Consider the following 20,555-nt stretch of genomic DNA (forward strand, 5'->3'; position numbering starts at 1 on the left):
GCGCGCGAAAAGGTTCAGGCCGAGTTGCGGTTTTGCCCTCAACATCACGTGCCAGCCGCGCCCCAGCCGGATTCGGACAAAACCCCGTCAAGCTGAATGCCGCCGTGCGTCCCGGATTCACACACCGCGTTGTGTGAATCGTGCATAAGGCACATCCGTCCTTTCGCTTCGTGCCCGGCTGGCGCTTGATCGCCGCCCCACGACCGAAATTCCCAGTAACGACGAAATCAGAAGAATAAACTCGTCCATGGCCCTGATTGATTCGAACGTCCACAAGCTCGCCCCCGACGCCGGAACGCCGGCCTACCGGAGTGCGCCGCACAACATTGAGGCGGAACAGGGCCTTCTGGGCGCGATCCTGGTCAACAACGACGCCTTCTACCGGGTGTCGGACTTCCTGGAGCCGAAACACTTCTTCGAGCCGCTGCACCAGACCATCTACGAGACTGCCGGTTCGCTGATCCGGATGGGAAAGGTCGCGACCCCGGTGACGCTGAAGACCTTCCTGCCTGGTGACACCGACATCGGCGGCATGACGGTCAGCCAATACCTCGCGCGGCTCGCGGCCGAAGCGACCACGATCATCAACGCCCAGGACTACGGCCGGACCGTCTACGACCTCAGCCTGCGCCGCAACCTGATCCAGATCGGCGAGGACATCGTCAACGTCGCTTACGAAGCTCCAGTCGACTTTGCACCGCGCGCCCAGATCGAGGACGCCGAGCGGCAGCTCTACTCGCTGGCCGAGACCGGTCGCTATGACGGCGGCTTCCAGCGCTTCTCGCAGGCGCTCACCATCGCCGTGGACATGGCGGCGAAGGCGTTCCAGCGCGACGGCAAACTGTCCGGCATCTCGACCGGCCTTCGCGACCTCGACGCCAAGATGGGCGGCTTGCAGCCCTCCGACCTCATCATCCTTGCCGGCCGTCCCGGCATGGGCAAGACGTCGCTGGCCACCAACATCGCCTACAACATCGCCAAGGCCTATGTGCCCGAGGTCCAGGCGGATGGCACCACCAAGGCGATCAATGGCGGCTCGGTCGGCTTCTTCTCCTGCGAAATGAGCGGCGAGCAGCTCGCCACCCGTATTCTGGCCGAACGCACCGGCATCCCCTCGAGCTCGATCCGCCGCGGCGGCATCTCCGAGCTGGATTTCGAGAAGATCCGCGACTGCTCCATCGAATTGCAGTCGCTGCCGTTCTATGTCGACGAAACCGGCGGCCTCTCGATCTCGCAGCTCACCGCCCGCGCCCGCCGCCTCAAGCGGCAGAAGGGCCTCGATCTGATCGTGATCGACTACATCCAGCTGTTGCAGGGCTCGGGCAAGCGCGGCAACGACAATCGCGTCCAGGAAATCACCGAGATCACCACAAATCTGAAGGCGCTGGCAAAGGAGCTGAATGTTCCGATCATCGCCTTGTCGCAGCTCTCGCGTCAGGTCGAGAACCGCGACGACAAGCGGCCGCAGCTTTCGGACCTGCGTGAATCCGGCTCGATCGAGCAGGACGCCGACGTCGTGATCTTCGTCTATCGCGAGGAATACTACCTCGCGAACAAGGAGCCGCGTGCGGGCACACCCGAATACGAGAAGTGGCAGATGGACATGGACCTCGCCCACGGCAAGGCCGAAGTCATCATCGGCAAGCAGCGTCACGGCCCGACCGGCACCGTCGACCTGCACTTCGAAGCGAGCGTCACCCGGTTCGGCGATCTCGCGCCCGACGGTCAGGTTCCGGATCGCGGATACTAATGGTCCCGCGCGGTTGAACGCCGCAAGGCCCGCGCGTACAACTGGCGCATGAACATCGTGACCGACGCCAAATCGCAACTGACGCCCGAAGCCAGCCCGATGGCGGCGCATCCGACCGCCACCGGGATCCTGACCGTGGATCTCGACGCCATCGTCGCCAACTGGCGCAAGCTCGAAAAGACCGCGGTGCCTGCCGAATGTGGTGCGGTGGTCAAGGCCAACGGCTATGGCTGCGGCGCCGAACAGGTCACGCGGGCGCTCGCCAATGCCGGCTGCAACACCTTCTTCGTCGCCAATATCGAGGAGGCCGCCGTGATCCGCGCGGCCGCGCCCCGGGCCACCGTCTATTCGCTCGGCGGCTTCTTCCAGAACACCGGCGATGCCTACGCCAGGATCGACTGCAAGCCTGTGATCGGCGACCTCAACGAGCTCGCCGAATGGGACGTGTTCTGCCGCCGCTCCGGCTGGTCCGGCGGCGCGGCCATCCATATCGACACCGGCATGAACCGGCTCGGCCTGACCGTGACCGAAGCGCAGGGCATCATCCCACGCATCAATGCCGGCGATCACGGCATCACACTGGTCATGAGCCACCTCGCCGCAGCCGAACTGCTCAACAATCCCGCCAATGCCAGGCAGCTGTCGGCATTCCGCGAGATCGCGAGCCTGTTCACCGGCGTGCCGGCCTCGCTGGCGAATTCCTCCGGCGTGTTCCTCGGCGCCCAGTTCCAGTTCGAGATCGTGCGGCCGGGCTGCGCGCTCTACGGCGTCAACCCGACGCCGGAGGCCGACAATCCGATGCAGCAGGTGGTCGACCTCAAGGCGCGCATCGTGCAGATCCGCAGCATCGATCGCGGCGAGACCGTCGGTTATGGCGGCACCTGGACCGCGCGGCGGCCGACCCGGCTCGCCATTGTCGCAGCCGGCTATGCCGACGGCTATTTCCGCGCCGCCAGCGCCAATGACGGCACCCGCGGCGCCGAGGTCGTGGTTGCGGGCAAGCGCTGCCCGATCGCGGGTCGCGTCTCGATGGACCTGATCGCGGTCGACATCACCGATCTCGAAAAGAATGCCGTTCGGCGCGGCCACATGGTGACGCTGATCGGCGAAGGTATCACGGTCGACGAGGTCGCGCATCATTTCGGCACGATCGGCTACGAGGTGCTGACCAGCCTCGGCCGCCGATTCCACCGGATCTACAAGGGCGGCAATGCGGTTGCAGAGAAGACCGAAGCAGCACCTCCGGCGCTGCCGGTCGAGCCACCACCCCTGTCGACTGCTGCGCAAGCCCCGGCGCCGAGCTGACCGGATGCAGGGTTGCGATCGCCTGTAGGATTCTTCTTTTGACGCGTTTTCTTCACGCGAACCGGCGTCCACTTCGCTCGAAAACGCCCTGGCATGAAGATCGCGACCTTCAACATCAACAACGTGAATCGGCGGCTGCCGAACCTGTTGCGCTGGCTGAAGGCGGCGAAGCCTGATGTCGTTAGCCTGCAGGAGCTCAAGGCCGGCGACGCTGAATTTCCGTATGCGGCCATCGAAACCGCCGGATACGGCGCGGTGTGGCAGGGACAGAAGACCTGGAACGGGGTCGCGATCCTCGCGCGCGGTGCCGAGCCGGTGCTGATCCGCAACTCCCTGCCCGGCGACCGCAATGACCACGAGGCGCGCTACATCGAGGCAGCGGTGCGCGGCATCGTCGTCACCAGCCTTTACCTGCCGAACGGCAATCCGCAGCCCGGGCCGAAATTCGACTACAAGCTCGCCTGGTTCAAGCGGCTGCAGGCGCATGCGAGGAGCCTGCTCAGCGAGGGCGTGCCGGTGGTGCTCGCGGGCGACTACAATGTGGCGCCGACGCCGCTCGACATCTACCCGACCCGCTCCTGGGACAAGGATGCGCTGATCCAGCCGAAGAGCCGCGCCGCGTTCAAGGCGCTGGTCGATCAGGGCTGGTGCGATGCGATCCGCACGCTTCACGCCGACGCACCGATGTTCACCTTCTGGCACTACAAGCGCAACCGCTGGCCACGCGACGCCGGCCTGCGCCTCGATCATCTCCTGCTCAGCCCTGTACTGGCGCCGCGGCTGAAGAAAGCCGGAGTCGACCGCGAGATCCGCGGCGAGGACGACGCCAGCGACCACGCGCCGGCGTGGGTGATGCTGAGGTGATGGATTGAATTGCCACGCTCGTTGCACGATTGTGAATCGTACGCCCGCATTCTCGCGACATGATTTGCCCGAGCTTTGCATTTCGTTCCGCCCTCTCTTCGAAGAGGGCGCAGGGAAAGCCGGGTGCCGATCGCACCCATGGGCCCCGTGCAATGTAGAAAGCACGGGGGTAGGACCACAGGTGTAACCGGGAACAACCCGGCTTTCCCTGCGCGATGGGTTACGGCTTATACGTGCTCGCCCCGGCGAGACTGGGCTGTTTTGTCACCGTCCATCGCAAAGATGCTTTCGCATCTCGCGGGAGACACCTGCCACCAGGGCGTCAGGCCTGCACGATTTCGTCGTCCGCCATCTGCCGCGACCGTCAATCGCGACATCGGCGTCCACCGCATCTCACCGCAACACTCGTGACGATCGCGAAGCGCCCCTCAAGCGGGTGAGTTGACGAATTCATACATCATTTTTTTGTTCGTGAAAACAGAAATAAATTTTCCGCGGGGGCTTGACGGATTTTCGGCTGATTTGCCCGGAAGGACAAGGTTGCATGGCTCGCACGCGCGCGCCGCGAATAGCCGCGGGTGTGGCCGGCCGGGCACAGCTAGCGGTCGAGCAAATCGACTAGGCTCGCGCTGATTTTGATTTGGTGCATCGGGGCCGCTCATGAAGACAGTTTTCGTCGCCGCGTCCGCGCTCGTACTGGGCATTGCGAGCGCGTCCGCGGCCGACCTCGCCGCCCGCCCCTATGCCAAGGCGCCGCCGGTCGTGGCCGCAGCCTACGATTGGAGCGGCTTCTATGTCGGCGTCAACGGCGGTGGCGGCTGGAGCCGGACCTGCTGGGATGCCCTGCCGTTCCCGATCAACATTCCCGCACTCGGCCCGCCCTTCAACATCTCCGGCCCGGAGGGTTGCCACACCGCGAGCGGCGGCACCGCGGGCGGCCAGATCGGCTATCGCTGGCAGCAGGCGAGCTGGGTGTTTGGCCTGGAGGCACAGGGCAACTGGGCCGATCTCATCGGCTCCAACGCTTCGCAGCTCGCTCCGTTCTTCACCGGCTTTGCCAACCGCACGAAGACCGATGCGATCGGCCTGTTCACCGGCCAGGTCGGCTATGCCTGGAGCAGCTTCCTGCTCTATCTGAAGGGTGGCGCAGCCGTGGTGCACGACACGTACGACAGCTTCCTCACTGCACCACAGGGACCGCTCCCGACCGGCTTCGTCTCGGATACTGGCGGCGAGACGCGCTGGGGCGCGGCCGTCGGCATCGGCGGTGAATTTGCCTTCACGCAAAACTGGTCCGTCGCGCTCGAATACGACCACCTGTTCATGGGCAACAGCAGTGTTCACATGACCTACGATCCCGCCTTCATCGCCCAGCTCAACCATGACGCGCGGATCCATCAGGACATCGACCTGGTGACCGTGCGTCTCGACTACCGGTTCGGCGGGCCGGTCGTCGCGAAGTATTGAGCCCTTGGGCCTTCTCTTCGTCCTCATCGTCGGCCTGATCGCAGGCACCATTTCCGGGATCGTCGGCACCGGCTCGTCGATCATGCTGATGCCGGTTCTGATCGCACAGTTCGGACCGAAGCAGGCCGTGCCGATCATGGCGGTCGCCTCGGTCATGGCCAATCTCTCGCGCATCCTCGCCTGGTGGCGCGAGGTCGACTGGCGCGCCTGCGCGGCCTATTCCATCACAGGCGTTCCGGCCGCCGCGCTCGGCGCACGGACGCTGCTTGCCCTGCCCTCGCGCGCCGTCGATGTCGCGATCGGCCTGTTCCTGATCGCGATGGTGCCGGTGCGGCACTGGCTGGCGCGGCACGCGCTGAAGGCCAATCTTGCGCACCTTGCGATCGGCGGCGCCGTCATCGGCTATCTCACCGGCATCGTGGTCTCGACCGGCCCGCTCAGCGTGCCGCTGTTCCTGTTCTACGGCCTGTCCAGGGGCGCCTTCCTCGCAACCGAGGCGGCAAGCTCGCTCGGGCTCTATCTGAGCAAGTCCGTGACCTTCGAGCGGTTCGGCGCACTGACGGCGGACGTCGCGCTCAAGGGCCTGATCGCCGGCACCTCGCTGATGGCCGGCGCCTTCATCGCGAAGCGCTTCGTACTGCATCTGAAACCCGACGCGTTTCGCCTGCTGATGGACGGCATCATGCTGGCGGCCGGAGCGTCGCTATTGTGGTCGGCGACGACCTCCTAGCGACGCTCGGCTTCGCGAACGCTATGCCGGCGGCGCGAGGACCCGCAAGCGGTGGCCGTCCGGATCAAGCGCGACGAATGTGTGTCCGAACGGCAGCGCGGTCGGCGCCTGCGCGATGGCCGCGCCGCGCGCTTGCCACGTCTCGTGGGTTGCGCGCACCGCGTCAGGGTCGGCGACGGTAAACGCAATCTCGCTGCCGCCGGGGTCGTGACTGACGCGAGGTTCGACCTCCTCCCGCTGCCAGAGCCCGAGCATGGCTCCCCCGTCAAGCGGCAGCATCGAGAATTTGGGCGACGATTGGACAATCGGCCGGTCCAGGAGCGTTTGGTAGAACGCCGCACTGGCATTGGAATCTTTGACGTAGAGCACCACGAGATTGAAATTGGTCACGGCAGTCTCCTTGTTTGGCTTGAGGACGAGCTGTCCGGCGCGCCCATGGCCAAATCCCTTACAGGGACACCCTGCCAATTTCTGTCAGCATGATTCCGGAGGCTTCCGCTGCCGGGCACGATCACGCGCTCGCCATTCGCGAAGCATCTCGAACCGGCGTCGCGGATAGCGGCTGTCGGTCATCTTCAGCGAGCGAATCCGGTCCGTGCGGAAATGCCGGTAGTCGCGCCGCGTTTCACACCACGCGGCAACCATGCGAACACGTTCGAAAAATCCCAGCGCGATCGGCCAGATGGTCCGGCTGCTGCGGTTGTCCTTTTCGTCGCTATAGGTGATGCGCAGCTTGCGCTCGGCGCGGATCGCCTCGCGGATCGTCGGCAACTCGGTGTCGCCGGCGGCCGGAGGCTGCGGAGCGACGAGCAGGCTCGACGTTTCCAGGCTGCGCTGAAGGTCGTCAGGCAGCACGGCCGCGATCTTGGACAGCGCATTGCGCGCCGCCTTGCCGAGCAGTTCATCGGGTTGCGCGGCGACCCAGCGGCCGCCGAGCACCAGGGCCTCGATCTCGTCTTCCGAGAACATCAGCGGCGGCAGCATGAAACCGGGCCGCAGGATGTAGCCGACCCCCGGCTCGCCATCGATATGAGCGCCCTGGGCCTTCAAGGTCTCGATGTCGCGATAAAGCGTGCGAAGCGAGATGGCCAGTTCATCGGCCATCGTGGTGCCCGCGACCGGATTCCGGTGACGGCGCAATATCTGGATCAGGTCGAGAAGACGTTGAGCGCGCGACATGCCGAACTCCCGTTTGGCACGCTAGCACGCCCTGCTGCCAATTCCTGGCAGCATCCGTCCATTCGTCGGGCGACGTGTCAGCCTCGGGTGATGCCGCAAGGCGGATGCGGATTTTCGCCGTGGGCGGCTTTCGGAATTGACACACAGCGCAACAGAAAGTGTCCGCGCGGCGTCGCGCCGGTCAATCCGTTTTGATGCCCGACCCGCTATGGTCCCGCGCGGGATTCGAGGGGCTGATGGTGGGCGCACTGATTTTCGATTTCGACGGCGTGATCGCCGACAGCGAGGCGATCGCGAACACCGTGCTCGCGGAGACGATCACCCGTCTCGGTCACCCGACCACGCTCGACCAGGCGCTCACGCGCTATTCGGGCAAGCGCTGGGATGACGTGCTGACCGCGATCGAAGCGGCCACAGGACGGCCGTTGCCGGCGGATTTTTCCAACGGACTGAAGCAGGCCACGCTGGACAGGTTTCGCACCGGTCTGACCGAGGTCGGCGGCGCCGCGGCCTTTATCCGGCGCTTTTCCGACATTCCACGATGCATCGCCTCATCGAGTTCGATCGATCGCCTGCATCTGTGCCTTGCGGTGCTCGGACTTGAAGCCGAGTTCGAGGGCCGCGTGTTCAGCGCCGACATGGTCGCGCGCGGCAAGCCGCATCCCGACCTGTTCCTGCTGGCGGCCGGCAGGCTCGGTGCAGCGCCGGCCGAATGCCTCGTCATCGAGGACAGCGCAGGCGGCATCAAGGCCGCCGTCGCCGCGGGAATGACGTCGATCGGCCTCTGCGCGGCGAGCCACATCCGCGACGGCCACGATGCCGCGCTGCGGGAAGCCGGTGCTTCGCATCTGGCGCGGTCATGGCGCGAGGCCGAACAATTGGCCGAGCAATTCTTCGGGTGGAAAGACAAAGGTCGAATTTTACCTAACCGGCAGAAGAGCTAGACTTCTCATCGCAAGACCGTGTCATTGGGGATGTCGTGCTCCCGCGATGGCGCTCGGTTGGCGCCGCTCGCGATCGAGCACCCCCTGCCCCTCAAGGCCGGCATGGGCCCTCTGACCCGCGCACTGCGGCACAGCCCCAACCAAACAAAAACTGGGCATCGATCCCTCCATCCACCGCAGTGGATGGGGGACGCAACGCATTCCAGAAGGCCCGATCACGCCGACCAAGGAGATGCACGATGACAACACTCGACATTACCGCCACCCCACTGCCGGAGGCCGACCATCAAGCGCAGTTGCGCCGCGCCATGATCGCCAGCACGGTGGGCACGACAATCGAATGGTACGACTTCCTGCTCTACAGCACCGTTACCGGCCTCGTCTTCGGCAAGCTGTTCTTTCCGAAGTCCGATCCTCTGGTCGGCGTGCTGGAGGCATTCGCGATCTACACGGTCGGATTCATCGCGCGGCCGATCGGCGCTGCGATCTTCGGCCATTATGGCGACCGCATCGGCCGCAAGGCCGCGCTGATCGCCACATTGCTGCTGACCGGGCTCGCCACAGCGGCGGTCGGCCTCGTCCCCACCTACGACCAGATCGGCATCTGGGGCGCGGTGATCCTGACCGTGATCCGCTTCATTCAGGGCGTCGGCGTCGGCGGCGAATGGGGCGGCTCGGTGCTGCTCTCGATGGAATGGGCGAGGACCAACAAGCATCGCGGCTTCATCGCCTCCTGGCCGCAATTCGGCGCGCCCGCAGGCCTGCTGCTGGCCAACATCGCAGTGCTGGTGTTCAGCCGCATTTCCGGCGACCAGTTCCTGGTCTGGGGCTGGCGCATTCCATTCCTGATCAGCATCGTCATGATCGCGATCGGCCTCTACATCCGGCTCGGCATCATGGAGACGCCGACCTTCCGGCGGATCGTGGCCGAGAACCGAGTCTCGCGCGTTCCCGTGCTCGAGGTGATCAAGCGCCAGCCGCGATCCATCATCCTCTCGGCACTGGCGCGGATGGCCGAGCAGGCTCCGGCGTACATCTATCTGGCCTTCGTGTTTGCCTACGGCACGCAGGTCATCCACCAGGATCGCGACTTCCTGCTGGTCTGCCTGATCTGCGCCGGCATCGTCTCGCTGTTCACGGTGCCGTTCGCCGGATACCTGTCGGATCGCATCGGGCGCAAGCGCATGTACCTGATCGGCTCGGTACTGACGGGACTGTTCGGCTTCGTGTATTTCGGCATGCTGAACACCGCGGCGCCGGTGCTGGTCTTCATCGCCATCGTGGTCTCGTTCATACCGCACGACCTGATGTATGGTCCGCAGGCGGCGCTGATCGCGGAATGCTTCACCCCGCGGCTGCGCTACAGCGGCTGTTCGATCGGCTACCAGCTCTCCTCGGTGATATCGGGCGGGCCGGCGCCGTTGATCGCGACCGCGCTGCTGGCGGCGACCGGATCGGGATACATGATCGCGGTCTACATCCTGTTCTGCGCCATCGTCAGCATCGTCGCGACGGCCATGATGCCGGACTACACCAACAAGGATATCTCCGAGGAGCACGACAGGCCGTGACCTGATGCCCGGCGGCCGCCCGCATCGATCGATGGCCTGCAAGCCAGGCCGTCGATCGAGGCGCCCGATTGCGCCGTTCCGTGCTATGGGGAAGATGCGGATTCGAACCCACCGCTGAACCAATCCCTCATCACCCATGGCCAAATCGACCCTCTCCTTCGTCTGCCAGAATTGCGGCGCGGCGTATAATCGCTGGCAGGGCAAGTGCGATGCCTGCGGCGAGTGGAACACGCTGGCCGAGGAGGACACGACAGGTTCGGTGCCGGTCTCGATCCGCAGCAAGCGCAAGGGGCGGACGTTCGCGCTCGAAAGCCTCAGCGGCAAGACCCAGGACGCTCCCCGCCTCTCCTCCGGCATGGGCGAGCTCGACCGCGTCACGGGGGGCGGCTTCGTGCGCGGCTCGGTGCTGCTGGTCGGCGGCGATCCCGGCATCGGCAAGTCGACGTTGCTGACGCAGGCCACCAGCATGATGGCGCGGTCCGGGCATCGCGCGGTCTACATCTCGGGCGAAGAGGCGGTCGCGCAGGTGCGGCTGCGCGCCGAGCGGCTCGGGCTCGCGGACGCGCCGGTGCAGCTGGCGTCCGAGACCTCGGTCGAGGACATCGTCTCGACGCTGTCGGAGGGCGCGGTCCCTCGCCTGATCGTGATCGATTCGATCCAGACCATGTGGACCGACACCGTGGAATCTGCGCCTGGTACGGTGACCCAGGTCCGTGCCTCCGCCCAGGCGCTGATCCGGTTCGCCAAGAAGACAGGCGCGGCGATCATCCTGGTCGGCCATGTGACGAAAGACGGCCAGATCGCCGGTCCCCGCGTGGTCGAGCACATGGTCGACGCGGTGCTGTCATTCGAGGGAGAAGGCTCGCAGCAGTTCCGCATCCTGCGCTCGGTCAAGAACCGGTTCGGGGCGACCGACGAGATCGGCGTGTTCGAGATGACCGGCCTCGGGCTGCGCGAGGTCACCAATCCCTCCGAATTGTTCCTTTCTGAACGCGACCTCGGCAGCCCCGGCACCGCCGTGTTTGCCGGGATCGAGGGCACCCGCCCGGTGCTGGTCGAGTTGCAGGCCCTGGTGGCGCCGACCTCGCTCGGCACCCCCCGCCGCGCCGTGGTCGGCTGGGACCCGAGCCGGTTGTCGATGGTACTGGCGGTGCTGGAGGCCCATTGCGGGGTGAAACTGTCCGGCCACGACGTCTACCTGAACGTCGCCGGCGGCCTGCGCATCCAGGAACCGGCGGCGGACCTCGCGGCGGCGGCGGCGCTGGTGTCCTCGCTGGTGAACGCGCCGCTGCCGACGGATGCGGTCTATTTCGGCGAGATCTCGCTGTCCGGCGCGATCCGCCCGGTGGCGCAGACCCCGGCCCGGCTGAAGGAGGCCCTGAAGCTCGGCTTCGGCCGCGCCATCCTGCCCGAATCGGCCCGCGGTGACGCCGGAGGCGACGCGGCGCTCTCCCTCAACAGCGTCGGCAACCTGACAACGCTGGTGGCTGAAATCGCGGCACGCGGAACGCCTCGGGGTGGCCGGGCGGCGCCTCCGGATGATGACAAGATTGAGAAAAATGCCACACCGGCCCGATTCCGTCGCGAGAACGGCTAAAGCGGCGTGACGTGCCGGCCCCCCGCCGCTATACATCCGCCGCGCGGGACAGGATGCGATCCGGCCTTGCCGGATACACCCGATGCGCCTCAGCTAGGACGGCACCGAGTTTGCCGATTCGCGAAAGCTTGAAGCAGCGTAGCCAAAAGACAGCGTACCCCAACGTACCAGCGGACCTGACCAGCCGATGCCGATAACGATACTTGATCTCGTCCTGCTCGGGGTGATGCTGATTTCGGGCCTGCTTGCGATGGTTCGCGGCTTCATGCGCGAGATCCTGTCGATCGCGGCCTGGGGCGCTGCGGCCCTCGTCACGCTGTATGCTTTCTCGAAGCTGCTGCCGACCGCCAAAACTTACTTCAACAACGACACGATCGCCGCCGTGGCCGTGGTCGCCGGCACCTTCATCGGTACCCTGATCGTGGTCTCGGTGATCACGGTGCGGATTTCGGACATGATTCTGGATTCACGGATCGGCGCGCTGGACCGCACCCTGGGCTTCCTGTTCGGGCTGGCCCGCGGCCTGCTGATCGTGGTCGTGGCGTTCATGTTCTTCACCTGGCTGGTCCCGGACAAGCAGCGGCCCGATTGGGTCACCGGTGCGAAGTCCCGCCTGGTGCTGCAGGGAACCGGGGATTGGCTGATGTCGCTCTTGCCTGACGACCCCGAGAACACCATCTTAAAGAAATTCAAGAAGAATAAGCCTGACGACGATTCCGCTGCCGCCGATCCCGATCAGGCCGCTACGGCTTCAGGCGATGGCTACAGTAAACCTGCGCGCGACAGCCTGAAAAAGCTGATCGAGAAACCCGCGGGCCGATAGACTATTTTCGTTTCGGCCCTAACGAGAGGCGATGAACGAGATGCAGACCCCTTCCGATCACGCCGACCAGATGCACCTCGACCTCGGCCCGATCGAACTGCAGGACCGTCTCGAAGACCTCGACCTCAGACACCCCGACATCGATGGTGACACGCTCCGCGAGGAATGCGGGGTGTTCGGCATCTTCGGCCATTCGGAAGCCGCCGCGATCACCGCGCTCGGATTGCATGCTCTGCAGCACCGCGGCCAGGAAGCCGCCGGCATCGTCTCCTTCGACGGCAGCCGCTTCCACAGCGAACGCCGCCTTGGCCTGGTCGGCGACGCCTTCTCCCGCCGCGAAGTGATCGAACGGTTGCCGGGCAACGCGGCGGTCGGCCATGTCCGCTACTCCACGACCGGCGGGACCATCCTGCGTAACGTGCAGCCGCTGTTCGCCGAGCTCAGCGCCGGCGGCTTCGCGGTCGGCCACAACGGCAACCTCACCAACGGTCTCACGCTGCGCCGCGAGCTGGTGAAGGGCGGCGCGATGATGCAGTCGACCACCGACACCGAGGTGATCCTGCATCTGGTCGCGCAATCCAAGCGCGCCCGCTTCGTCGACCGCTTCATCGAGGCGCTGCGCATGATCGAGGGCGCTTATGCGCTGGTGGCGCTGACCAACAAGAAGCTGATCGGCGCCCGCGATCCGCTCGGCATCCGTCCCCTCGTGCTCGGCGACCTCGACGGCCGCCCGATCCTGACCTCGGAGACCTGCGCGCTCGACATGATCGGCGCCCGCTACGTCCGCGACATCGAGCCCGGCGAGATCATCGTGTTCGACGAGCACGGCGCGCACTCTCACAAGCCCTTCCCGCCGAAGTCGCCGCGGCCCTGCATCTTCGAATACATCTATTTCGCCCGGCCGGACTCCATCGTCGGCGGCCGCTCCGTCTATGACGTCCGCAAGGCATTCGGCGCCCAGCTCGCCCGCGAGAGCCATCCCGATGTCGACGTCGTGGTGCCCGTCCCGGATTCCGGCGTGCCGGCAGCGGTCGGCTACAGCCAGTTCTCCGGCGTGCCGTTCGAGCTCGGCATCATCAGAAACCACTATGTCGGCCGCACCTTCATCCAGCCGACCCAGAGCGTGCGCGAGCTCGGCGTGCGCATGAAGCATTCGGCCAACCGCGCCGCGATCGAGGGCAAGCGCATCATCCTGATCGACGACTCGCTGGTGCGCGGCACCACCTCGAAGAAAATCGTGCGCATGATGCGCGACGCCGGCGCCCGCGAGGTGCACTTCCGCCTCGCCTCGCCGCCGATCCTCTATCCAGACTATTACGGCATCGACCTGCCCGACCGCGGCGGCCTGCTGGCCGCGACCCATTCCATCGAGGAGATGCGGGATATCATCGGCGCCGACTCGCTCGCCTTCCTGTCGATCGACGGCATGTACCGCGCGATGGGCTACCCCGGGCGCGATCCGGCGAACCCGAAGTTCGCCGATCACTGCTTCACCGGCACCTATCCGACCCACCTCACCGACCAGAGCGACGTCGAGCCCGCGCCGCGCCAGCTCTCGCTGCTGGCGGAAGCGAGTTAAGCTCAGGCGTGAACGTCGCGAACCTCAGGCGGCCGTGCTGCAGTGACACGCCGTCGCTGGAGGCATTTCAGCCTGAAGGGCTTGAGACCGCCGGTTTTTGGCTCTTCCGGGCTTGTCCCGGCCATATCTGTCTGTAATACCCGCCGCACAGACGCGGACAGACAGACATGACAAAACCCCTCGCCTCCCGTATCGCCCTCGTGACCGGCGCCTCGCGCGGCATCGGCTATGCCGCGGCCATCGCGCTGGCCAAAGCCGGTGCGCATGTCGTGGCGGTGGCGCGCACGCAAGGAGGGCTGGAGGAACTCGACGACGAGATCCAAAAGCACGGCGGCAGTGCCACGCTGGTGCCGCTCAGCCTCACCGACTATGAGGGCATCGCGCGGCTCGGCGCGGCGCTGCACGAGCGCCACGGCAAGCTCGACATCCTGCTCGGCAATGCCGGCGTCGCCGGTCCGTCCTCTCCGCTCGGCCATATCGAATTGAAGCCGTGGAACGACGTGATGGCCGTCAACGTCACCGCGAACTTCCAGCTGATCCGCTGCATGGATCCGCTGCTGCGAGCATCCGATGCCGGCCGCGCCGTGTTCGTCACGTCAGGCGTCGCGCACAAGGCCAGTGCCTATCTCGGTCCCTATGCAGCCTCAAAAGCTGCGCTGGAAGCGCTGGTGCGCTCCTGGGCCAACGAGACGGCGAACGCGAGGTTGCGCGTCAATCTGTTCAGCCCCGGCCCGATCCGCACCAGGATGCGCGCGCAGGTGTTTCCCGGCGAAGATCCGATGACGCTCGATACGCCCGAGATGGCCGCCGAGTTCATCGTTCCGATGTGTTCACCCTCGTGGACCGAGACCGGCAAGCTCTACGACTACAAGGCCCGCACGCTGCGGAGCTTTCAGCCGCCGGCGTGAGGTCGGTTCTCCCCGGCGATGAACCGTAGCCCGGATGGAGCAAAGTGGAGAGATTGACTCCTCTCCCGCCTCACGATTGACTGCCTGCCAAGAAAAATTCGGGAGGCATTCAATGACGCCGACGTTCAATCGCGCGCGCTCCGCCTTATCAGGATTGATCTTCTCCGCCATCCTCGCATCGCTCCCTGTCCTCGCTCCGCGACCCGCCGCGGGCGCCGAGATCCCGACCTTCGCCGTCGACGCCTCCTGGCCCAAACCGTTGCCCAACAACTGGATCCTCGGCCAGGTCGGCGGCATCACCGTGGACTGGCAGGGGCACATCTGGATGATCCATCGCCCACGCTCACTGACCGACGACGAGAAGGGCGCAAGCCTCACTCCGCCGCGCTCGAAATGCTGCATCTCGGCGCCGCCGGTGCTGGAATTCGACGTCGACGGCAACCTGCTGCGCGCCTGGGGCGGTCCCGGCGACGGCTATCAATGGGTCGGGCGCGAGCACGGCATTGAGGTCGACGAGCGCGGCTTCGTCTGGATCGGCGGCAACGCCGACAATGACAACGCGATCCTGAAGTTCACGCTCGATGGCAAGTTCGTCTCGCAGATCGGCTCGATCGCGCCGAGCAAGGGCTCGAACGATACAACGCAGCTCGGCAAGCCCGCTGAGACGGCGATCGACAAGGAGGCCAACGAGATCTACGTCGCCGACGGCTACGGTAACCACCGCGTCATCGTGTTCGACGCCACCAGCGGTGCCTACAAGCGGCACTGGGGCGCCTATGGCAACAAGCCCAGTGACGACAAGCAGCCGCCCTACGATCCCAAGGCGCCGGTCGCGCAGCAATTCGGCAATCCCGTGCATTGCGTGAAGATCGCGCAGGACGGCCTGGTCTATGTCTGTGACCGCATCAACAACCGCATCCAGGTGTTCAGGAAGGACGGCACCTTCGTGAAGGAGTTCTTCTTCGAGAAGAACACGCTCGGCAACGGCGCGGTCTGGGACGTCGCGCTGTGGCCCGACCCGAAGCAGACCTATTTGCTGTCCGCCGACGGCGAGAACAACGAAATCCGCATCATCAGGCGCGACGACGGCACGGTGGTCGGCAGCTTCGGCCGCAACGGCCGCAACGCCGGCCAATTCCACTGGGTGCATGCGATGGCGGTCGACGCCCAGGGCAACGTCTATACGGCCGAGGTCGACACCGGCAAGCGCATCCAGAAATTCAGGCTTACCTCCGACGCCCTGAAATAGAGACACAGCCGAATGATGCGTCATCCCGCTTTTGACGCATTGCCGGTTGCCTCAGGACAAGGTAACGGGAACCCAACCGGCATAATGGCTCCGTCTTGAGAGGGCCGACCGGAAATTTCATGATGGAGGGAATGTTTCATGACGACGACGCTCGCACGGCGCTACGCCGTGCTTCTCGCTTGCGCCGGACTAGGCCTTGCAACTCCTGCGTTTTCCCAGGACAAGAACGTCAAGATCGGCGTGCTGAACGACATGTCGGGCCTTTATGCCGACATCGGCGGCCCGAACTCGGTAGTCGCAGCCAACATGGCGGTGGAAGACTCCGGCCTGCTCGCCAAGGGCTGGAAGATCGAGGTGATCAGCGGCGATCACCAGAACAAGCCCGACGTCGGCGTCAACATCGCGCGGCAGTGGATCGACAACGAGAGGGTCGACATGATCACCGACACGCCGAACTCCGGCGTTGCGTTGGCGGTGAGCAACCTCGCGAAGGAGAAGAACTCGATCGTGCTCAACTCGGGCGCAGCGACCGCCGACCTGACCGGCAAGGCCTGCAACGCCAACACGATCTCCTATACTTTCGATACCTACATGCTCGCCAACGGCACCGGCAAGGCGCTGACCAAGGCGGGCGGCGACAGCTGGTTCTTCCTCACCGCCGACTACGCCTTCGGGCATGCGCTCGAGCGCGACACCTCGGCGGTCGTCACGGCCAATGGCGGCAAGGTGCTCGGCGGCGTCAAGCACCCGCTCAACACCGCTGACTTCTCGTCCTTCCTGCTGCAGGCGCAGGCCTCCAAGGCCAAGATCATCGGCCTTGCCAATGCCGGCGGCGACACCACCAATGCGATCAAGCAGGCCTCCGAATTCGGTATCACCGCGGGCGGCCAGAAGCTCGCCGCGCTGCTGCTGTTCGTCAACGACGTGCATGCGCTCGGCCTGAAGATCGCGCAGGGCCTCACCTTCACGGAGTCGTTCTACTGGGACATGAACGACCAGACCCGCGCCTTTTCGAAGAAATTCCAGGCACGCTCGCCGAAGGGCTCGATGCCCTCGATGACGGTCGCCGGCGTCTATGCCGGCGTGCTGCATTACCTGAAGGCGCTGGACGCGATGGGCGGCAATCCGCATGACGGCGCCAAGGTCGTCGCCAAGATGAAGGAAATCCCGACCGACGATCCGCTGTTCGGCAAGGGCCCCTTGCGGATCGACGGCCGCCGCATCATCCCGGCCTATCTGTTCGAGGTGAAGAAGCCCGAGGAGTCCAAATATCCCTGGGACTACTACAAGCTGATCGCCACGATCTCCCCGGAAGATGCCGCCAAGCCGCTCGAGGCCAGCGAGTGCCCGCTGGTGAAGAAGTGACTGCGTAGCAGTGCCGCCGGGTGGGCAAAGGCGCGCTTGCGCCGTGCCCACCCCCGGCAACTGCCCGATCAAAAATCGGCTCCGCCTGTCGGATCGCCTGCCTCCCCTGCGTCCTTGGGGCAGAAGCAGCCAACAGCCGGAGCAAAAATCCATGATGCAGCAGGGTCAGGAGGCCGAGAGCCAGATCAGGACACTGATCGAGGCATGGGCGGATGCCGTCCGCCGGCACGACTATGCGGGCGTTCTCGCCCGCCATGATCATGACGTCGTGATGTTCGACGTGCCGCCGCCGTTCCAGTCACGCGGCCTCGATGCGTACAGGAAAACCTGGGATCTGTTCTTCGGGTGCAACAAGACTTCCGACGCCTTCGATATCGAGGATCTCGCGATCACGGCCGGCGACGACGTCGCCTTCGCCGTCGCAGTCATGCGGTGCGGCCCGCCGCAGGACGAGCTCCAGTTCCGCCTCACCATCGGGCTGCGCAAGATCGACGGCGAGTGGCGTATCATGCACGAGCACCATTCGGTGCCGGCGGAGGAGTAGGAACCGCTCCACCCATCCTACGATCTGTGTGACGTCGCGCGCCACGCAATTGCCAGCGCCAGCAGCAGCAGCGCTGCGGCGAGATAGAACGGCGCGCCGGGCATTTTCAGTGGCGCGCTGTCGCCGATGAACCAGGCAAAGGTCAGCGTGAACAGGAACGGGCCGATCAGCTGCGAGACGCTCTGCACGCTTGTCGTCGCGCCCTGCAGCTGGCCCTGCTGATCGGCTGCCACGAGCTGCGTGGTCAGCGCCTGCGTCGCGGCGCCCGAGATGCCCCACAGCGCCATCACGGGAATGCCGGTCCAGAACCACTGGCCGGTCGGTGCCACGCCGAAGATGAAGAAGCCGGCCGCGCCACAGCAGAGCCCGAGGAACAGGGCCTTGCGCTCGCCGACATGCTTGACGATCGGGCCGATCGCCGCGCCCTGCACGATCATGGCGCAGACCCCGACCAGCGCCAGCGTGGCGCCGACGGTGCCGGTGCTCCAGCCGTAGCGATACGTCGCGTAGAGCACAAAAACCGAGGGCAGCACGACATGCGCAAGCTGGGCGAAGAAATTCGAAAGTGACAGCCCGGCGAGCACGCGGTTCGAGCGCAGCAGGTGCAATGCGCCGGCCGGATTGGCGCTCCGCCAGCGGAACGGCGAGCGGCGTCCGGCCGGCAGCGATTCCGGCAGGATCAGCAGGCCATAGAGGCCGTTGGTGAAGCTCAAGCCGGCCGCGACCCAGAATGGCAGCCGCGGATCGATCTGGCCGAGCAGGCCGCCCAGCGCCGGCCCGAGGATGAATCCCGCACCGAACGCAACACCGATCTTGCCGAACACGGCGGCGCGGCGCTCCGGCACGGTGACGTCGGTGATGTAGGCAAAAGCGGTCGAGATGCTCGCCGAGGTGATGCCCGAGATCATCCGGCCGACGAACAGCCAGCTCAGCGTCGGCGCGAGCGCCATCACCACGTAGTCGGCGGCAAGCCCGAAGTTCGACAGCAGCACCACGGGCCGGCGGCCGAAGCGATCGGACAGTGCGCCCAGGATCGGCGAGCAGAAGAACTGCATCAGCGCCCAGATCGTGCCGAACAGCCCGAAGATACGCGCGGCGTTCGCGGTATCGTTGTTGACGAAACTCTCGATCAGCTTCGGCAGGATCGGGATCACCACGCCGAGCGCGAGCGTATCGAGCAGGATGGTGACGAAGATGAAGATGACGGCGGCACCGCGCGCCTGTGGCGCCTCAGCTCTGCCGTTCGCCACCTCACCACTCATGACGGGCGCTTGCGCTTGTGGGCGAACGGATTGGCCTTCTCGCGGAGGGTGATTCTGACAGGCGTGCCCGGCAGGTCGAAGGCGTCGCGCATCGAATTGGTGAGATAGCGCAGATAGGATTGCGGTATCGCGTCGGCGCGCGAGCAGAACAGGACAAAGCTCGGCGGCCGTGCCTTGTTCTGGGTGATGTAGTTGAGCTTAAGCCGGCGGCCCGACACGGCGGGCGGCGGATTGGCCTGGATCGCCTGCTCGAACCAGCGATTGAGCGCAGAGGTCGGCACGCGCCGGTTCCACACCGCGTAGGCGTCCTGGATCGCCGTCATCAGGCGGTCGATGCCCTCGCCCATCAGCCCGGAGACGGCGACGACAGGCGCACCCTTGACCTGCGGGAGCCAGTGATCGACGTCGGTGCGCAGGGCGGAGATCTGGTTCGGCTTGCGCTCGACCAGGTCCCATTTGTTGACCGCGAGCACGATCGCGCGCCCCTCCCGTTCGATCAGGTCGGCGATGCGCAGGTCCTGCTCCTCGAACTTGTTCTGCGCGTCCATCATCAGCACGACGACTTCGGCGAAGCGCACCGCGCGCAGCGCGTCGGCGACCGACAGCTTCTCCAGCTTCTCCTCGATCCGTGAGCGGCGGCGCAGACCGGCGGTGTCGAACACGCGGAATGAGCGGCCCTGCCAGGTGATCTCGACCGCGATCGAATCGCGCGTGGTGCCGGCCTCGGGACTGGTCAGCAGCCGCTCCTCGCCGAGCAGATGGTTGATCAGCGTCGACTTGCCGGCATTGGGACGGCCGACGATCGCGACCCGGATCGGGCGCCGCGCGATCTCCTCATCCGACATCTCATCGTCGTCTTCGGCTTCGTCATCCGTCTCGACCGGCGCCGGCATCAGCGGGCTGAGCGCGTCATAGAGCTCGCCCATGCCCTCGCCGTGCTCGGCCGAGATCTGGATGGGATCGCCGAGACCGAGCGCGTAGGATTCCATGGCGCCGATCTCGCCATGCCTGCCCTCAGCCTTGTTGGCGACCAGCACCACCGGCTTGTTGGCGCGTCGCGCGAAATCGGCAAAGGCGCGGTCGGTCGGCGTCAGGCCGACGCGGGCATCGATCACGAACATCAGGGCGTCGGCGAGGTCGATCGCGGTCTCGGTCTGCTCCTGCATCCGCGCCGTCAGCGAGCCCTTGGCGCCTTCGTCGAGACCCGCGGTGTCGATGATGGTGAATTCGAGATCGCCAAGCCGCGCCTCGCCCTCGCGGCGATCGCGGGTCACGCCCGGCTCGTCATCGACCAGCGCGAGCTTCTGCCCCACCAGCCGGTTGAACAGCGTCGACTTTCCGACATTGGGCCGGCCGATAATAGCAATGGTGAAGGACATGGATCATCCAGGCGTTGCGTCAGCAGCGCGCATCAAACG

At 65.4% G+C, this 20,555-nt stretch carries 18 protein-coding genes; 14 read left to right on the forward strand and 4 right to left on the reverse strand.

Features of this window, described 5'->3' with window-relative positions; translation table 11 throughout:
* Window positions 1–247 precede the first annotated feature (247 nt).
* The 5 genes from JQ586_RS19235 to JQ586_RS19255 all read left to right on the forward strand — a co-directional run bounded on the left by JQ586_RS19235 (window position 248) and on the right by JQ586_RS19255 (window position 6,116).
* Window positions 248–1,750 (forward strand): replicative DNA helicase, encoded by a 1,503-nt coding sequence (locus JQ586_RS19235; RefSeq protein ID WP_212396174.1) that lies wholly within the window; start codon window positions 248–250, stop codon window positions 1,748–1,750.
* A 48-nt stretch (window positions 1,751–1,798) separates the two neighbouring features.
* Entirely contained in the window at window positions 1,799–3,055 is a 1,257-nt protein-coding gene (gene alr, locus JQ586_RS19240; protein WP_249147759.1) for an alanine racemase, read from the forward strand.
* Window positions 3,056–3,148: 93 nt separating this feature from the next.
* Complete coding sequence (locus JQ586_RS19245; protein WP_212396175.1) at window positions 3,149–3,919, forward strand: exodeoxyribonuclease III; 771 nt, start codon at window positions 3,149–3,151, stop codon at window positions 3,917–3,919.
* A gap of 660 nt (window positions 3,920–4,579) precedes the next feature.
* A complete protein-coding gene (locus tag JQ586_RS19250; protein WP_212396176.1) occupies window positions 4,580–5,386 on the forward strand; it encodes an outer membrane protein in 807 nt (268 codons plus the stop codon).
* Between the two features lie 4 nt (window positions 5,387–5,390).
* Window positions 5,391–6,116 (forward strand): sulfite exporter TauE/SafE family protein, encoded by a 726-nt coding sequence (locus JQ586_RS19255; RefSeq protein WP_212396177.1) that lies wholly within the window; start codon window positions 5,391–5,393, stop codon window positions 6,114–6,116.
* A gap of 21 nt (window positions 6,117–6,137) precedes the next feature.
* On the opposite strand, the gene JQ586_RS19260 is transcribed toward JQ586_RS19255, so the two are convergent.
* Complete coding sequence (locus tag JQ586_RS19260; protein WP_212396178.1) at window positions 6,138–6,506, reverse strand: VOC family protein; 369 nt, start codon at window positions 6,504–6,506, stop codon at window positions 6,138–6,140.
* A gap of 84 nt (window positions 6,507–6,590) precedes the next feature.
* Entirely contained in the window at window positions 6,591–7,295 is a 705-nt protein-coding gene (locus JQ586_RS19265; protein ID WP_212396179.1) for a YafY family protein, read from the reverse strand.
* A 236-nt stretch (window positions 7,296–7,531) separates the two neighbouring features.
* Between JQ586_RS19265 and JQ586_RS19270 the strand changes: the two genes are divergently transcribed.
* The 9 genes from JQ586_RS19270 to JQ586_RS19310 all read left to right on the forward strand — a co-directional run bounded on the left by JQ586_RS19270 (window position 7,532) and on the right by JQ586_RS19310 (window position 17,875).
* Entirely contained in the window at window positions 7,532–8,239 is a 708-nt protein-coding gene (locus JQ586_RS19270) for an HAD family phosphatase (RefSeq protein WP_212396180.1), read from the forward strand.
* Between the two features lie 239 nt (window positions 8,240–8,478).
* Window positions 8,479–9,810: an MFS transporter gene (locus JQ586_RS19275; protein WP_212396181.1), complete on the forward strand. Its 1,332-nt coding sequence runs from the start codon at window positions 8,479–8,481 to the stop codon at window positions 9,808–9,810.
* Between the two features lie 136 nt (window positions 9,811–9,946).
* Window positions 9,947–11,407 carry a DNA repair protein RadA gene (gene radA, locus JQ586_RS19280; RefSeq protein WP_212396182.1) on the forward strand — a complete coding sequence of 487 codons (1,461 nt, stop codon included), beginning with the start codon at window positions 9,947–9,949 and terminating at the stop codon, window positions 11,405–11,407.
* Window positions 11,408–11,594: 187 nt separating this feature from the next.
* The gene (locus tag JQ586_RS19285) at window positions 11,595–12,230 is read left to right on the forward strand and encodes a CvpA family protein (RefSeq protein ID WP_212396183.1); all 636 of its coding nucleotides are present in this window, start codon (window positions 11,595–11,597) and stop codon (window positions 12,228–12,230) included.
* A gap of 70 nt (window positions 12,231–12,300) precedes the next feature.
* A complete protein-coding gene (purF, locus tag JQ586_RS19290; RefSeq protein ID WP_409411001.1) occupies window positions 12,301–13,809 on the forward strand; it encodes an amidophosphoribosyltransferase in 1,509 nt (502 codons plus the stop codon).
* 167 nt (window positions 13,810–13,976) lie between these two features.
* The gene (locus JQ586_RS19295; RefSeq protein WP_212396185.1) at window positions 13,977–14,717 is read left to right on the forward strand and encodes an SDR family NAD(P)-dependent oxidoreductase; all 741 of its coding nucleotides are present in this window, start codon (window positions 13,977–13,979) and stop codon (window positions 14,715–14,717) included.
* A 112-nt stretch (window positions 14,718–14,829) separates the two neighbouring features.
* Window positions 14,830–15,966, forward strand: a complete 1,137-nt coding sequence (locus JQ586_RS19300; RefSeq protein WP_212396186.1) for a hypothetical protein — start codon at window positions 14,830–14,832, stop codon at window positions 15,964–15,966.
* Window positions 15,967–16,104: 138 nt separating this feature from the next.
* Complete coding sequence (locus JQ586_RS19305) at window positions 16,105–17,331, forward strand: ABC transporter substrate-binding protein (RefSeq protein WP_212396187.1); 1,227 nt, start codon at window positions 16,105–16,107, stop codon at window positions 17,329–17,331.
* A gap of 151 nt (window positions 17,332–17,482) precedes the next feature.
* Entirely contained in the window at window positions 17,483–17,875 is a 393-nt protein-coding gene (locus JQ586_RS19310) for a nuclear transport factor 2 family protein (protein ID WP_212396188.1), read from the forward strand.
* Window positions 17,876–17,892: 17 nt separating this feature from the next.
* Here JQ586_RS19310 and JQ586_RS19315 read toward each other — a convergent pair whose 3' ends face one another.
* Window positions 17,893–19,137: a TCR/Tet family MFS transporter gene (locus JQ586_RS19315; protein ID WP_212396189.1), complete on the reverse strand. Its 1,245-nt coding sequence runs from the start codon at window positions 19,135–19,137 to the stop codon at window positions 17,893–17,895.
* Complete coding sequence (der, locus tag JQ586_RS19320) at window positions 19,134–20,516, reverse strand: ribosome biogenesis GTPase Der (RefSeq protein WP_212396190.1); 1,383 nt, start codon at window positions 20,514–20,516, stop codon at window positions 19,134–19,136. Before der ends, JQ586_RS19315 begins: the two co-directional genes overlap by 4 nt.
* Window positions 20,517–20,555: the final 39 nt, after the last annotated feature.

This window comes from Bradyrhizobium jicamae, from assembly GCF_018130215.1.
Lineage (GTDB): Bacteria > Pseudomonadota > Alphaproteobacteria > Rhizobiales > Xanthobacteraceae > Bradyrhizobium > Bradyrhizobium jicamae_A.

Bases quoted from the DNA above. Each gene is read 5' to 3' on its own strand.
- JQ586_RS19235 (WP_212396174.1), top strand. From the start codon at position 248: ATGGCCCTGATTGATTCGAACGTCCACAAGCTCGCCCCCGACGCCGGA.
- alr (WP_249147759.1), top strand. From the start codon at position 1,799: ATGAACATCGTGACCGACGCCAAATCGCAACTGACGCCCGAAGCCAGC.
- JQ586_RS19245 (WP_212396175.1), top strand. From the start codon at position 3,149: ATGAAGATCGCGACCTTCAACATCAACAACGTGAATCGGCGGCTGCCG.
- JQ586_RS19250 (WP_212396176.1), top strand. From the start codon at position 4,580: ATGAAGACAGTTTTCGTCGCCGCGTCCGCGCTCGTACTGGGCATTGCG.
- JQ586_RS19265 (WP_212396179.1), bottom strand. From the start codon at position 7,295: ATGTCGCGCGCTCAACGTCTTCTCGACCTGATCCAGATATTGCGCCGT.
- JQ586_RS19270 (WP_212396180.1), top strand. From the start codon at position 7,532: ATGGTGGGCGCACTGATTTTCGATTTCGACGGCGTGATCGCCGACAGC.
- JQ586_RS19275 (WP_212396181.1), top strand. From the start codon at position 8,479: ATGACAACACTCGACATTACCGCCACCCCACTGCCGGAGGCCGACCAT.
- radA (WP_212396182.1), top strand. From the start codon at position 9,947: ATGGCCAAATCGACCCTCTCCTTCGTCTGCCAGAATTGCGGCGCGGCG.
- JQ586_RS19285 (WP_212396183.1), top strand. From the start codon at position 11,595: ATGCCGATAACGATACTTGATCTCGTCCTGCTCGGGGTGATGCTGATT.
- purF (WP_409411001.1), top strand. From the start codon at position 12,301: ATGCACCTCGACCTCGGCCCGATCGAACTGCAGGACCGTCTCGAAGAC.
- JQ586_RS19295 (WP_212396185.1), top strand. From the start codon at position 13,977: ATGACAAAACCCCTCGCCTCCCGTATCGCCCTCGTGACCGGCGCCTCG.
- JQ586_RS19300 (WP_212396186.1), top strand. From the start codon at position 14,830: ATGACGCCGACGTTCAATCGCGCGCGCTCCGCCTTATCAGGATTGATC.
- JQ586_RS19305 (WP_212396187.1), top strand. From the start codon at position 16,105: ATGACGACGACGCTCGCACGGCGCTACGCCGTGCTTCTCGCTTGCGCC.
- JQ586_RS19310 (WP_212396188.1), top strand. From the start codon at position 17,483: ATGATGCAGCAGGGTCAGGAGGCCGAGAGCCAGATCAGGACACTGATC.
- JQ586_RS19315 (WP_212396189.1), bottom strand. From the start codon at position 19,137: ATGAGTGGTGAGGTGGCGAACGGCAGAGCTGAGGCGCCACAGGCGCGC.
- der (WP_212396190.1), bottom strand. From the start codon at position 20,516: ATGTCCTTCACCATTGCTATTATCGGCCGGCCCAATGTCGGAAAGTCG.